Annotated in this window: 13 protein-coding genes and 1 pseudogene; 9 read left to right on the forward strand and 5 right to left on the reverse strand. The window is 73.4% G+C overall.

All coding sequences use genetic code 11. The annotated features are described in order from the left end of the window. Positions 1-430 (reverse strand): annotated as a pseudogene (locus tag ACLZN2_RS40665) (RNA-guided endonuclease TnpB family protein); the annotation flags it as partial. A gap of 687 nt (positions 431-1,117) precedes the next feature. Between ACLZN2_RS40665 and ACLZN2_RS40670 the strand changes: the two are divergent. Further along, on the forward strand, positions 1,118-1,810 hold the full coding sequence (locus ACLZN2_RS40670; protein WP_416984885.1) for a response regulator: 693 nt from the start codon (positions 1,118-1,120) through the stop codon (positions 1,808-1,810). A 67-nt stretch (positions 1,811-1,877) separates the two neighbouring features. Here the strand turns inward: ACLZN2_RS40670 and ACLZN2_RS40675 are convergent, their stop codons facing one another. Next, positions 1,878-2,300 carry a pyridoxamine 5'-phosphate oxidase family protein gene (locus tag ACLZN2_RS40675; RefSeq protein ID WP_416984698.1) on the reverse strand — a complete coding sequence of 141 codons (423 nt, stop codon included), beginning with the start codon at positions 2,298-2,300 and terminating at the stop codon, positions 1,878-1,880. Between the two features lie 161 nt (positions 2,301-2,461). On the opposite strand from ACLZN2_RS40675, the gene ACLZN2_RS40680 reads away from it, so the two are divergent. After that, a complete protein-coding gene (locus ACLZN2_RS40680; RefSeq protein ID WP_416984700.1) occupies positions 2,462-2,650 on the forward strand; it encodes a hypothetical protein in 189 nt (62 codons plus the stop codon). Positions 2,651-2,694: 44 nt separating this feature from the next. On the opposite strand, the gene ACLZN2_RS40685 is transcribed toward ACLZN2_RS40680, so the two are convergent. Next, positions 2,695-3,159 carry a cyclic nucleotide-binding domain-containing protein gene (locus ACLZN2_RS40685; RefSeq protein ID WP_416984701.1) on the reverse strand — a complete coding sequence of 155 codons (465 nt, stop codon included), beginning with the start codon at positions 3,157-3,159 and terminating at the stop codon, positions 2,695-2,697. Between the two features lie 191 nt (positions 3,160-3,350). Between ACLZN2_RS40685 and ACLZN2_RS40690 the strand changes: the two genes are divergently transcribed. From ACLZN2_RS40690 to ACLZN2_RS40705, 4 genes are all read left to right on the forward strand, one after another. Beyond that, a complete protein-coding gene (locus ACLZN2_RS40690) occupies positions 3,351-4,079 on the forward strand; it encodes a DUF429 domain-containing protein (RefSeq protein WP_416984702.1) in 729 nt (242 codons plus the stop codon). A gap of 119 nt (positions 4,080-4,198) precedes the next feature. Beyond that, the gene (locus tag ACLZN2_RS40695; RefSeq protein ID WP_416984703.1) at positions 4,199-5,113 is read left to right on the forward strand and encodes a universal stress protein; all 915 of its coding nucleotides are present in this window, start codon (positions 4,199-4,201) and stop codon (positions 5,111-5,113) included. A 117-nt stretch (positions 5,114-5,230) separates the two neighbouring features. Beyond that, a complete protein-coding gene (locus ACLZN2_RS40700) occupies positions 5,231-6,136 on the forward strand; it encodes a universal stress protein (protein ID WP_416984705.1) in 906 nt (301 codons plus the stop codon). A 25-nt stretch (positions 6,137-6,161) separates the two neighbouring features. Continuing rightward, entirely contained in the window at positions 6,162-7,067 is a 906-nt protein-coding gene (locus ACLZN2_RS40705; RefSeq protein ID WP_416984707.1) for a universal stress protein, read from the forward strand. A gap of 118 nt (positions 7,068-7,185) precedes the next feature. Here the strand turns inward: ACLZN2_RS40705 and ppk2 are convergent, their stop codons facing one another. After that, entirely contained in the window at positions 7,186-7,989 is an 804-nt protein-coding gene (ppk2, locus tag ACLZN2_RS40710) for a polyphosphate kinase 2 (protein ID WP_416984708.1), read from the reverse strand. Between the two features lie 191 nt (positions 7,990-8,180). On the opposite strand from ppk2, the gene ACLZN2_RS40715 reads away from it, so the two are divergent. The 3 genes from ACLZN2_RS40715 (at position 8,181) to ACLZN2_RS40725 (ending at position 11,259) form a co-directional block, all read left to right on the forward strand. Next, positions 8,181-8,678, forward strand: a complete 498-nt coding sequence (locus ACLZN2_RS40715; RefSeq protein WP_416984709.1) for a flavodoxin domain-containing protein — start codon at positions 8,181-8,183, stop codon at positions 8,676-8,678. 14 nt (positions 8,679-8,692) lie between these two features. Continuing rightward, positions 8,693-9,394 carry a helix-turn-helix domain-containing protein gene (locus tag ACLZN2_RS40720; RefSeq protein WP_416984710.1) on the forward strand — a complete coding sequence of 234 codons (702 nt, stop codon included), beginning with the start codon at positions 8,693-8,695 and terminating at the stop codon, positions 9,392-9,394. 143 nt (positions 9,395-9,537) lie between these two features. Continuing rightward, the gene (locus tag ACLZN2_RS40725) at positions 9,538-11,259 is read left to right on the forward strand and encodes a GAF domain-containing protein (RefSeq protein ID WP_416984711.1); all 1,722 of its coding nucleotides are present in this window, start codon (positions 9,538-9,540) and stop codon (positions 11,257-11,259) included. A gap of 100 nt (positions 11,260-11,359) precedes the next feature. Here ACLZN2_RS40725 and ACLZN2_RS40730 read toward each other — a convergent pair whose 3' ends face one another. Further along, entirely contained in the window at positions 11,360-12,514 is a 1,155-nt protein-coding gene (locus ACLZN2_RS40730; RefSeq protein ID WP_416984713.1) for a Gfo/Idh/MocA family protein, read from the reverse strand. Positions 12,515-12,606 lie beyond the last annotated feature (92 nt).

Genomic DNA, 12,606 nt, shown 5'->3' on the forward strand with positions numbered 1-12,606 from the left:
ATCCACGCTTGGTGTAGTTCAGCGTGGGCAGGGCCTCGCGCTTCTTCTTGTGCCCGGGCATCCCGGCGCGGCGGTGCATCGGCAGCCGGTCCCTGATGTCCTTCTGTGCCTTCGTACGAGACTTGCCGAAGTCGCGGATGATCTGCTGCTGCGGCACCGAGGAGCCCTGGGCCAGCCACGGAGTGCGGGCGCGGGCCTCGGTCAGCATCTTGTCGAGCTGTGCGGGACCGCATGTCCGCCTGTCGTGCGGGTGTGTCTTGTTGTGCAGGTGGACCGCCCTGGACTTGGCCACGCACTCGTTCCAGATCCAACGGCAGCGCCCCCACTCCGCCTCCAGCGCTACCCGGGCCGTGGCGGACACCCGGAGCCGGAAGGTGTAGCGGGCGTGCCCGCCGACCACGCCCGGTTCCATCGCCACGGTGGCTGTCATACGCCCTGCCTCCCTTCCCGANGCACTCGTTCCAGATCCAACGGCAGCGCCCCCACTCCGCCTCCAGCGCTACCCGGGCCGTGGCGGACACCCGGAGCCGGAAGGTGTAGCGGGCGTGCCCGCCGACCACGCCCGGTTCCATCGCCACGGTGGCTGTCATACGCCCTGCCTCCCTTCCCGACCCACGTCACGGCCGGCGTTCCGCCCCCGCACACCAAGACCGTATGCGCGAACAACGCACACCTGTACCCCGATTACGCCACCGCCACCGCCACCCGCACCAGCGACCGCGGGCACACATGTTCGCCAGGACTGCCCCGGGCTGATCAGCCGTGGGCGCCCCGCGCCCGGACCAGACGTCGCGACGCTCCGCGTCGCCGTGCCGGGATGCAAGTGCGCGATCCGGTCCAGGAGCGTGTCGGGGCGGGTGCCCGGGCCGAACAGGGGGACCAATGGCCCCGTCGACTCGGGAGCATCGGCCCGGCGGTGATCCCGGCCGCAGGGCCCTACGGCGGGACACGACCGCCTTTCGGCCCAGGGACCCTCGTGCAGTAGGGTCGACCGGCCCTGGCTCTTCGGCCCCGGATGGAGCAAGATCTGCATAGGGCAACGACCGGTCACGCCCCTCGTGAGGGGAAGGCGCTCCGGCCCGGAAGTCAGATGGCACGACCGAACGAGGAGCATTCGATGGCGGACGGCGAGCGGCCCGGCCCCGACAGCCCGATCCGGGTCTTCCTGCTGGACGACCACGAGGTGGTGCGGCGCGGGGTGCGCGACCTGCTGAACGACGAGCCGGACCTCACCGTGGTCGGCGAGGCGGGCACGGTCGAGCAGGCCCTCGTCCGGGTGCCCGCGCTGCGCCCGCAGGTGGCCGTTCTCGACGTAAGGCTGCCGGACGGCGACGGTGTGACCGTGTGCCGTGAGCTGCGTTCGAGCATGCCGGAACTGGCCTGCCTGATGCTGACCTCGTTCGACGACGAGGAGGCGCTGCTCGACTCGATCATGGCCGGCGCCTCGGGCTATGTGCTGAAGCAGATCCAGGGCACGGATCTCGTCTCGGCGGTCCGTACGGTCGCCGCCGGGCAGTCGCTGCTCGACCCCAGCGCCACCACCCGGCTCATGGCCCGGCTGCGTCAGGGCCAGGAGCCGGAGCCCGAGCCGGACGCCCTGCCGGGCCTGACGGAGCGGGAACGGGAGATCCTGGCCCTGATCGGTGAGGGGCTGACCAACCGCCAGATCGGACAGCGGCTGTATCTGGCCGAGAAGACGGTCAAGAACCACATCTCCCGGCTGCTCGCCAAGCTCGGCGTGGAACGGCGCATCCAGGCCGCCGTGATCGCCACCCAGGCCCAGGACCGGCTCCGCGAGAAGGGGCACTGACCGCCCCCCGGCAGAGGCGGCCCGAGGGGTCGTGGCCCAAGGGAACCCAGGCGGGGCCCCGGCGCGCTCAGGCGCTGTCCCGGGCCCCGATCACCTCGCGTCCCGTGACCATCCCCGGCTCGATCCGTACGAAGACCCCGTCCTGGATCGGCATCCAGGAGGTGGGACCGCTCTCGGACAGGCGCTCGTGCTCGGCCGGGTCGGTCACCACGGCCGCCTGCCCCGTGACGACGACGCTCCAGCCGGACTGGGTCGCCGCGTGCCACTCGTCCGCCTCGAAGGCGACCACGACGCCGTCTATCGCGCGGACCAGGTCGGAGGCGGCCGACGTGCGCAGCACGACGGAGGCGTCCGCGTCGAGGGTGAAGTTGACCGGGAGGACCGCGGGCAGCGCGTGTCGGGTGTACACGACACGGCCGACCGGCACCTTCGCCAGCAGGCGGAGGCACTCCTGCCGGTCGAGTGAGCGAAAGGCATCGTTCTGAACCATCCCTCCATGGTCGGTCGCGCCGGGGGACGCGGGTAGGGCCGGTCGGCCCGTTCTGGGCGCGGGACGCGGATCGGGGACGTCCGGCGCCGCACCCGGGACCGTCCGCCCGGTGACAGGGACCGCTGGCCCCGGCCGACAAGGGCGGCTCGGTCACCGGCATCGTGGGCGCCGCCGGCGGCCTCGGCGGCTTCGTACCGCCCCTGGTGATGGGCTCCCTCTGCGGCGCCTACGGCTCGTACGCGATCGGTCTGATCCTGCTGGGCGTGGTCGCGGCGGCGGCACTCACCTTCACCGGGACCGGCGTACGGCACGCGCTCACCCGCCGGCCGGCCGTCGCCCGCTCGCACTGAACCGGGTACGCCGGGTTCGTGAGCGGACGGTTTCGGTCTCGGGATCAGACGGCGCGGCCGGCGCCCCACGGGGCGTACAGGTCGAGGAGCCGGGTCCGGGTGGAGCGCAGCCGGTGGGCGAGCACGTCACCGACCCACTGGCCGACGGCCCGGCCCAGGACCGGGTCCTCCTCGCACATCGTGCGGACGGCCGTGGCGTCGAACTCGTACGCCCGTACCGGCGTCGCCGCCTCCGCGCCCAGGTGCCAGACGTGGGGGGTGAACAGCCAGGACCAGCCGACGAGTTCGTTGTGCCGCAGGGACTCGATGACGGCCGGGCGGCGGCCGGGCACACGCAGGTCGAGGTCGACCGTGCCCGTACGGACGATCCAGAACCGGTCGGCCCGGCCGCCCTCCTCGAACAGACGCGTCCCCTGCGGGAAGGACACCTCGCGGGCGACCCGCAGGAGCCGCTCGCGGTGCTCGGCGGGGAGGGCGCGCAGCATGCTGGGCGCGGGGATGTCGATCATGGCGTGCCTCCGGTCTGGTCTGCTCTGGCCTGCTCTGTTCTGGTTCGTTCTGCTCTGATCCGATCGGGCCCGCTCTGGTGTGCGGGAACTGCCACGCCCAGCGTGATCCCGGTGCCGGCCGGCGGACCAGGGGCCGTCCGGCACCCCGCCCGGGCCGGTCGGCCCGGCGCCAGACCGGGCATCCTGACGGCATGCGCACCCTCGGCGTGGACCTCTCCGCGCGCCCCCGTCGTACCGCCGCCTCCGTGATCGACTGGTCCGGGGAGCGGGCCGTCGTCCATCCCCCGATCCTGCGCTGCACGGACGAACGGCTGCTGGAGCTGCTCACCGCCCTCCGGGAGCGGGACCGGGCCGGGGTGGACTGCCCGTTCGGCTGGCCCGTCGCGTTCGTCGAGGCGATGGCGGCCCACGCCGCGCCGCACCCCGACTGGCCGGGCCGTGACGCCGAGGGTGACGACGATCTACGGTCCCTGCGCTACCGGCGCACCGATCTGCTCGTCGCCCGCCACGCACCGCGCTTCCCGCTGTCGGTCTCCTTCGACAAGCTCGGCTCCGTCGCCGCCCGCTGGGCCCGCCTCCAGGCACGGCTGGCCCGCCTCGGCCACCCGGTGGACCGCACGGGAGCCGGCCGGGTGGCCGAGGTGTACCCTGCCGCCGCCCGGCACCAGTGGGGCCTGACCCTCGGCACGGTGGACGAACTGACCGCCGCCGCACCCTGGCTGCACCTCCCCGACGAGGCGCGGCGGATGTACGCCGCCGACCGGGACGCCTACGACGCGCTCGTCGCCTCGCTGGCCGCCCGGGCGATCAGCTTGGCCCTCACTGCCCGGCCCACCGCCGAGGACGCCGTACTCGCCCGCACCGAGGGCTGGATCCACATCCCCGAGCCGGGCTCCCTCGCCCGCCTCCCACTGGACTGACGGGCCGTCACCGATGCTGTTCCGTAGGGACGTTCGGCCCTCGGAAAGGACCTCAGGCCCCTGCTGTGGCGGATGCGGCGCCCGGAGACTGGTGATGCATCCCCCAAGGAGGTCCGCACATGCCCGTCATCACCGTCGGTCTCGACGGCTCGCCCGAGAGTCTCGCCGCCGCGGACTGGGCCGCCCGTGAAGCGGCGCAGCAGGAGGCGCTCCTGCGGCTCGTCCACGCCGAGGAGCCGGTGGTCCCCGTGTACGCGCCGCTCGGCGGCATCTCCGCCCCCGGTGTGCTCGCCGCGCAGCGCGCATGGGCCGCGCACCTGCTCCGGGAGACGGAGTCCCGGCTCGCGCTGCGCCGCCCCGATCTGCGGATCACCGCCGAGGAGACCCGGCAGGAGGCCGTGCCCGCCCTGCTGTCCGCCGCCGAGCACTCCGACCTGCTGGTGCTGGGGTCCCGTGGCCTCGGCACGGTCACCGGCTTCCTGGTCGGCTCCGTCGCCCTCGCCGTCGTGGCGCGCACCGAGCGGCCCGTGGTCCTCGTCCGGGCCGGTGAGCGGGCCGAGGACGAGCATCTGCCGGACGCCGGCGGAGCCGCCTCGGACACCACGCCGTACCGCGACGTCGTGCTCGGCCTGGACCTGGAGAACCCGGCCGACGCCGTCCTCGAGTTCGCCTTCGAGGCCGCCCGCCGCCGCGCGTCCGGCCTGCGCGTCGTCCACGGCTGGAACCCCGCGGCCGTCTACGGCTACGGCGCCGCCCTCGACTCGGGCCTCAACGCCGAACTGGCCCAGGAGGCGCGGAACGGCCTGAGCGAGGCACTGCGGCCGTGGCGGGACAAGTTCCCCGGCGTGGAGATCAGCGAGCAGGCGGTCATCGGCGGCGCCGGCCGCCATCTCGTCCACGCCTCACGGGACGCCGCGCTGGTCGTCGTGGGCCGCGAGCAGCGCCACGCCCCGGTCGGCGGCCGTATCGGCCCGGTGACGCACGCGGTCCTGCAGCACGCCTCGGCACCGGTCGCCGTGGTACCGCACGACTGACGACGCGAAGCCGTCACCGGGGCCGGTCGGCCGTCGGCCGGGACCAGTGGCCCTTGCCGCCCCCGCCCCGAAGAAACAACTCTGGAATCGGATCCCCTGCCCCAGGAGGTGGAGATCATGCTCCGCACTGTCACCGTAGGCCTCGACGGCTCGAGCGAGAGCCGGGCCGCCGCTGAGTGGGCGGCCCGCGAGGCGACACTGCGCAGCCTGCCGCTGAAGCTCGTCCACGTGTGGGAGCCGGTGCCCGAGCCGATGGCACAGGCCCCGCTCCTCGGCACGGAGACCCAGCAGCACTGGACCGAGCGGATTCCGCGGGAGGCCGCCGAGGGCATCGCCCTGCGTCACCCCGATGTCGAGGTGATCACCGAGCAGCTCCACGGCCACCCGGGCGACGTGCTCGTGGAGGCGGCGAAGGACGCCGAGCTGCTCGTCCTCGGCTCGCGCGGTCTCGGCGGGGTCGGCGGCTTCATGGTCGGCTCGGTCGGCCTGGCCGTCGTCGCGCACACCGAGCGCCCGGCGGTGCTGGTCCGCGCGCTGGAGCAGGCCGCCGACGAGCACGAGGCGGACCCGGCGGGCATCCCGTCCGCCGCGACACCGTTCCGGCCCGTGGTCCTCGGGCTGGACACCGCGCACCCGGACGACACGCTGATCGAGTTCGCCTTCGACGCGGCCCTGCGCCGGGAGACCTCGCTGCGGGTCGTCCACGCATGGAACCCGCCCCCGTACTACGCCTACGCCACCCCCGCCAACCCCGCGCTGCACGAGGCACTGGCCCTCACCGCCGCGGAGGAGCTCGCCAAGGTGCTCAGCCCCTGGCGGGCCAGGTTCCCGGGCGTGGAGATCGTCGAGGTCACCCACTACGGCAGCCCCGCGGTCCATCTCGTGGACGCCTCCCACGAGGCCTCCCTGGTCGTCGTCGGCCGGCGTACCCGCCGCAACCCGATCGGCACCCACATCGGGCACGTCACCCACGCCGTCCTGCACCACGCCACCGTCCCCGTCGCCGTCGTCCCCCACGACTGACCGGCCATTTCGAGGAGTCCACCCCATGATGAAGGCAACGACCGTGATCGGCTCGTGGGAGCGGGCCGGTGACGAACTGCCGGTGGTCGTCGGCGTGGACGGCTCCGAGCACGGACTGCACGCCGTGGACTGGGCGGCCGACGAGGCCGCGCTGCGCGGAGTGCCGCTACGGGTCGTGTACGCCTCCCTCTGGGAGCGCTACGAGGGCACCGCGCTCGCCGGGGACCACAAGCCCTCCGAGGAGGTCCGCGCCGACGACATCGTGGCGGTGGCGGCCCGCCGGGCCCGCGAGGGCAGGCCCGGCCTGAAGGTCTCGGCCGAGGTGGTGCCCGAGGAACCCGGGTACGTGCTGGTGCGGGAGGGACGCAACGCCTGCGCGCTGGTGGTCGGCACCCAGGGCCGCGGCAGCATCGTGGAGATGATCCTCGGGTCCGTCAGCCTCACGGTGGCCGCGCACGCGCACTGCCCGGTGATCGTGGTGCGCGGCAGCCACTCCGCCGCCGGGACGCGCGGCCGTGTCGTGGTCGGCGTCGGCGAGGAGGGCAAGAACTCGGCGGCGGTGCGCTTCGCCGCACAGGAGGCGAGGCTGCACAGAGCGCCCCTGGACGCCGTACGGGCCTGGCGCCGCCCGGCGAAGGAGAACGTGGTGCATCCCCTGCTCACCGGCAATCCCGCGCGCCGGTACGAGGAGCAGGCCGCCGAGGCGCTGGAGGAAGCCCTCCAGGACATCCCGGCGGACGTCGAGCCGCACCGCCGTACCGTCGAGGGCCCCGCCCGTGACGTCCTGCTGGACGCCTCCCGCGACGCCGGCCTGCTGGTGGTCGGCGCCCGGCGCACCCACGGGCACCTGGGGCTCCAGCTCGGCCGGGTCGCCCACGGCGTCCTGCACCGGGCCACCTGCCCGGTCGCCGTGGTACCCGAACCGGCGTAGCGGCGCTCAGAGCCTGTGTCGTATCCCCGGCCGGGCGCGCGACGCCTGGCACGCTCCCCCAGAGGTGGGACCCCCATGACGCCGCGCGCTGATCCGGCCGGGGATATGGCACAGGCTCTCAGAGACCCGCCGCGTGGTCGGGGACGTACGTCTGCAGATCGCGCGGCGGGCGCTGGTAGCCCGTCGACGCGGGCCGTTCCGGCAGCTCCAGGACGGGCGGCGGCACCTCGCGGTACGGGACGGACGACAGCAGGTGGGCGATCATGTTCAGCCGGGCCTTGCGCTTGTCGTCGCTCTCGACGACGTACCAGGGCGCCTCGGAGATGTCGGTGTGGACCAGCATCTCGTCCTTCGCCCGGGAGTAAGCCTCCCAGTGGGTGATGGACTGCAGGTCCATCGGCGACAGCTTCCAGCGTCGCAGCGGGTCCTCCAGACGGCGCCGGAACCGTTCCTGCTGCTCGGTGTCGCTCACCGAGAACCAGTACTTGCGCAGCAGGATGCCGTCCTCGACCAGCATCCGCTCGAAGATCGGGCACTGGCGGAGGAAGAGCTGGTGCTCCTCCTTGGTGCAGAAGCCCATCACGTGCTCGACGCCGGCGCGGTTGTACCAGGACCGGTCGAACAGCACGATCTCGCCGGCGGCCGGCAGATGCTCGACGTACCGCTGGAAGTACCACTGGGTGCGCTCGCGCTCGGTCGGCTTCGGCAGCGCCGCGATCCGGGCCACGCGCGGGTTCAGATGCTCGGACACCCGCTTGATCGTGCCGCCCTTGCCGGCCGCGTCCCGCCCCTCGAAGACCACCACCAGCCGGGTGCCGTTCGCCCGCACCCACTCCTGGAGCCTCACCAACTCCGCCTGCAGACGCAGCAGTTCCTTCTCGTACACCTTGCGCGGCAGCTCCGCCGCCTTGTTGCCGGCCATGGACGCACGGTACCCGGCACGGGATGCGGGCGGGACCATCGGGGCCGCGGGGGGCCGACCGGCCCCGGATCCGGTCCCGGACAGCCCATGCCGTCCCCGCCGAGCCGCGCGACGATCGAAGGGTCGGGACGTGTCGTGCGACGCGTGCCGTCGGACCCGAGGGAGAGCGATCACGAAGGAGGCGAACCGCCATGGCCGACAAGGTGCTGGTCACCTACGGGACGACCAACGGTTCGACGGCGGAGATCGCCGAGGCGGTGGCCGCCGTCCTGAGCAAGGACGGGCTGTCCGTCGAGGCGCGCCCGGCGCGGAACGTGGCGAGTGTGGCGTCGTACGACGCCGTGGTGGTCGGCGGCGCGCTGTACGCCGGACGCTGGCACAAGGACGCCCGTCGGTTCGTCCGGCGCCACCGCCGGACGCTGGCCGAGCGCCCGGTGTGGTTCTTCAGCAGCGGCCCGCTGGACGCCTCGGCCTCCGAGCGGGACATACCGCCCGTACGGGGCGTGCGGCGGGCGATGGCCCGGCTGGATGTCCGGGAGCACATCACGTTCGGCGGACGTCTGGAAGAGGGCGCCAAGGGCCGGGTGGCCGGGATGATCCTGCGCTCCGGAAAGGGCGGCGACTTCCGGGACTTCGGCGCGATCGAGACCTGGGCGGCGGGGATCGCCCACGAACTGACCCGCTCGTAGAGGACGTGACGGCCATGGCCGAACAGGAATCGGCGCCCGTGACGGAAGGGCCGCCCGCCGGTGACCTGGGCCGCAGGCTCGCCGCACGGCGCGCCGAGCTCGGACTGTCGTTGCGGGAGACGGCCGCCCGGGCCGGCATGGCCCCCAGCTATCTGGCGCACCTGGAGCGGCACCCCGGAGCCGCGCCGGGCCAGGGCACCCTGCACAGCCTGGCGGGGGTCCTGCAGACCACGGTGTCGGCCCTCACCGGCGGCGACGCCGATCTCCCGCCCGGTCCGGGGCGGGCCGGACACGCGCCCGAGTTCACCGAGCTGACCAGGACCGAGTGCGGCGACCTGCTCGCGACGCACGGCGTGGGCAGGCTCGCTGTGCCCACCGCCCAGGCGCCGGTGATCGTGCCCGTCAACTACAGCGTCGTCGACGGCATGATCGTCTTCCGGACCGCGCGGGGCGCGACACCGTACCTGGCGGTCGGCTGCCCGGTGGCCTTCGAGGTCGACCGCATCGACGACGCCTTCAGCGAGGGCTGGAGCGTGCTGGTGCGCGGTCACGCGCGCATGGTCACCGACCTCGGTGAGGCGCAGCGCCTCGCGGGGCGGGCGCACAGCACCCCGTGGGCCGGAGGCCGGCGTGACGTGTGGGTCCGTATCCAGCCGTACGCCGTCACCGGACGCCGTATCACCCGAAGGGCGGGGACGGACGAGCACACAGGGTGATCCGCGGCGCGGCGGCACCGCGCCCGGAAGGCGAGCCGTGTCGGGTCATCGGGCCCTCCCGGTTCCACCTCGGTTCGCCGGGCATTACCGTGGCACATGATCGGACCGGTGGGTGTCCGGCATGGTCAGGGTGAGGAGTGCGGGTGGGAAGCCCCGAGGATGCCCGGGTACGGCTGCCTCAACTGAGGCTCGACGAGCTGCTGGAAGAGCTGCAGGCACGGTTGGACGCTGCCCGGGGCACCCGGGACCGCGTGCACAGCCTGCTGGAAGCGGTGCTCTCGGTGGGCCGGGAGCTGGATCTGGAGCAGGCGCTGCGCAGCATCGTCGAGGCGGCCGCGGTGCTGGTGGACGCGGAGTACGCGGCGCTCGGGGTGATCGGTCCGGACGGCAGGCGGCTGTCGGCGTTCCACACCGTCGGGGTCACCGAGGAGGAGATCGCCCGCATCGGCCCGTTCCCGGAGGGCCACGGCATCCTCGGGGAGCTGATCCGCAACCCGGAGCCGCTGCGGCTGGCGAGGATCTCCGAGCATCCGTCGTCGTACGGCTTCCCGCCCCACCACCCGCCGATGAACACCTTCCTCGGCGTCCCGATCCGGGTCCGTGACCAGGTGTTCGGCAACCTGTACCTGACGGAGAAGCGCGGCGGCGGCCAGTTCGACGAGGAGGACGTCTCCGTCACGCTCACGCTGGCCGTGGCCGCCGGTGTGGCCATCGACAACGCCCGCCTGTACGCGGAGTCCCGGCTGCGGGAGCGCTGGCTGGGGGCGAACGCCGAGATCACCCACAGCCTGATGTCGGGGGCCGACCGGGCCGAGGTGCTCGGACTGATCGCCGAGCGGGCCCGGGAGATCACGGGGGCGGAGCTGGCCGTGGTGGCCATGCCCATGGAGGAGACGGGCTCACTCACCGTGGAACTCGCCCTCGGCCAGGAGGCGGAGACGCTGCGGGGTCTCGTCCTGCCCGTCGAGGGCAACCTCATCGGCGAGGCGTTCGCCACGGCGGCCGCCGTCATCAGCGCGGACGTCACCGAGGACGAGCGGATGCCGGCGGGGCCCCTGCGTCTGACGGGGCTCGGCCCGGCGGTGGCCGTTCCGGTGGGCACGGGGGACAGCGGTGTACGCGGTGTCGTGCTGCTGGTCCGGGCGTCCGGGCACACCTCCCCGTTCACCGAGTTGGAGACCGAGCCCCTCCAGGTCTTCGCGGGGCAGGCGGCGATCGCGATGGAGCTGGCGGAGCGCCGGCAGGACGCCGAGCGGATCGCCGTCCTCACGGACCGCGACCGCATCGCCCGCGACCTGCACGACCTCGCGATCCAGCGGCTCTTCGCCACGGGTATGACCCTGCAGAGCGCGGGCCGTTTCATTGAGCATCCCGAGGCCGCCGAGCGCGTGGTGCGGGCGGTCGACGACCTCGACGAGACGATCAAGATCATCCGCTCGACGATCTTCGGCCTGCGCACCCGCGACGGAGCCGGCGGCACCGGACTGCGGGCCCGCGCGGTCCGGGCGGTCGGCGAGGCGGCCCCGGTGCTGGGCTTCGCCCCCAGCGTGCGGATGGAGGGACTCCTCGACACCGACGTCCCGAAGGAGGTCGCCGACCACCTGGTGGCCGTCCTCTCGGAGTCCCTGACCAACATCGCCCGCCACGCCCGCGCCGACCGCGCCGAGGTCGCCCTCACGACCGACGGCCGTGAGGTACGTCTGTCGGTCACGGACAACGGCGTGGGCGTGCCGTCCGGCGGCCGGCGCAGCGGGCTGCGCAACATGGCGGAGCGAGCCGAACAGCTGGGCGGCACCTTCGACCTGACGGAGCCCGAGGGCGGCGGTACGTCACTGGCGTGGCGGGCGCCGCTGAAGGAGGGGTAGCCGACAGGCCCTTGGGGGCCTGTGAACAACTTGCCGCCTTCGCTCGCGTGGGGGCACCCCCGTCGTGCCCGCGCCGACCACACCGGCGCGCGGCAGGCTCTCAGGGCAGGTCCACCCACGTTCCCGTCTCGGCGGACCGGGTCATCGCCTCCAGCGCGGCGGCGCTGCGCACCGCGTCCGTGAGCGTCGTGCCGTACGGGGTGCCCTCGGCGATCGAGCGCAGGAAACGGTACGCCTCCACGACCTTCAGATCGTCGTAGCCCATGCTGTTGGCGGCGCCCGGCTGGAACGCGCCGTACTCACCGGCGCCGGGGCCGACGTACACCGTGCTCACCGGCTGGTCCTGGTACGTCGTACCGCGGCTGACGCCCAGCTCGTTCATACGGCGGAAGTCCCAGAACACCGCGCCCCTGGTGCCGTGCACCTCGAAGCCGTAGTTGTTCTGCTCGCCGACCGAGACCCGGCAGGCCTCCAGGACACCGCGGGCGCCGGAGGCGAAGCGCAGCAGGCAGTTGACGTAGTCCTCGTTCTCCACCGGCCCGAGTTCGCCGCCGGTGGCGCGGGTGTGGCCGGCCGTCGCGCCGGTCGGGCGGGCCCGCTCGGGGACGAAGATCGCGGTGTCGGCGGTGAGCGAGACGATGTCGCCGAGGAGGAAACGGGCCAGGTCGACACCGTGCGAGGCCAGATCGCCCAGGACGCCGCTGCCGCCGCGCGCCCGCTCGTAGCGCCAGGTCAGGGCACCCTCGGGATGGGCCGCGTAGTCGCTGAAGAGCCGGACGCGGACATGGGTGACCGTCCCGATCTCCCCGGAGGCGATCAGCTCACGCGCGGCCTCGACGGCGGGCGCGTTGCGGTAGTTGAAGCCGACCGTGCCCTGGACGCCCGCCTTCGCGACCGCGTCGGCCACCGCACCGGCGTCCCCGGCGGTCAGGCCCACCGGCTTCTCGATCCAGATGTGCTTGCCGGCCTCCGCCATCGCCACGCCGATCTCCCGGTGCAGGAAGTTCGGCGCGGTGATGCTGACCGCCCGCACGCGCGGGTCGGCGGCGACCTCGCGCCAGTCCCGGCTGGTCGAGGCGAACCCGAACTGCGCGGCGGCCTCCTCCGCCCTGCCCGGCACGTCCTCCGCCACCCGGATCAGCTCCGGACGCAGCCCCAGCCGCGGATAGTGGTGCGCGATCCGGGCGTACGCCTGGGTGTGCACCCGCCCCATCCAGCCGAACCCCACGACGGCGACACCGAGCGTGCTTGTCATGACACCCCTTGTTTTGGACCGTTCCACAGGCGACCTGGCTCACCCTGGGGCTCGAACCCACAGGTGTCAACCCCATGACTGCCCTTTGACAA

This window comes from Streptomyces sp. T028 (assembly GCF_048159505.1).
GTDB lineage: Bacteria > Actinomycetota > Actinomycetes > Streptomycetales > Streptomycetaceae > Streptomyces.

Coding starts and splice junctions, on each gene's coding strand:
- ACLZN2_RS40670 (WP_416984885.1), top strand. CDS start 1,118: ATGGCGGACGGCGAGCGGCCCGGCCCCGACAGCCCGATCCGGGTCTTC.
- ACLZN2_RS40675 (WP_416984698.1), bottom strand. CDS start 2,300: ATGGTTCAGAACGATGCCTTTCGCTCACTCGACCGGCAGGAGTGCCTC.
- ACLZN2_RS40685 (WP_416984701.1), bottom strand. CDS start 3,159: ATGATCGACATCCCCGCGCCCAGCATGCTGCGCGCCCTCCCCGCCGAG.
- ACLZN2_RS40690 (WP_416984702.1), top strand. CDS start 3,351: ATGCGCACCCTCGGCGTGGACCTCTCCGCGCGCCCCCGTCGTACCGCC.
- ACLZN2_RS40695 (WP_416984703.1), top strand. CDS start 4,199: ATGCCCGTCATCACCGTCGGTCTCGACGGCTCGCCCGAGAGTCTCGCC.
- ACLZN2_RS40700 (WP_416984705.1), top strand. CDS start 5,231: ATGCTCCGCACTGTCACCGTAGGCCTCGACGGCTCGAGCGAGAGCCGG.
- ACLZN2_RS40705 (WP_416984707.1), top strand. CDS start 6,162: ATGATGAAGGCAACGACCGTGATCGGCTCGTGGGAGCGGGCCGGTGAC.
- ppk2 (WP_416984708.1), bottom strand. CDS start 7,989: ATGGCCGGCAACAAGGCGGCGGAGCTGCCGCGCAAGGTGTACGAGAAG.
- ACLZN2_RS40715 (WP_416984709.1), top strand. CDS start 8,181: ATGGCCGACAAGGTGCTGGTCACCTACGGGACGACCAACGGTTCGACG.
- ACLZN2_RS40720 (WP_416984710.1), top strand. CDS start 8,693: ATGGCCGAACAGGAATCGGCGCCCGTGACGGAAGGGCCGCCCGCCGGT.
- ACLZN2_RS40730 (WP_416984713.1), bottom strand. CDS start 12,514: ATGACAAGCACGCTCGGTGTCGCCGTCGTGGGGTTCGGCTGGATGGGG.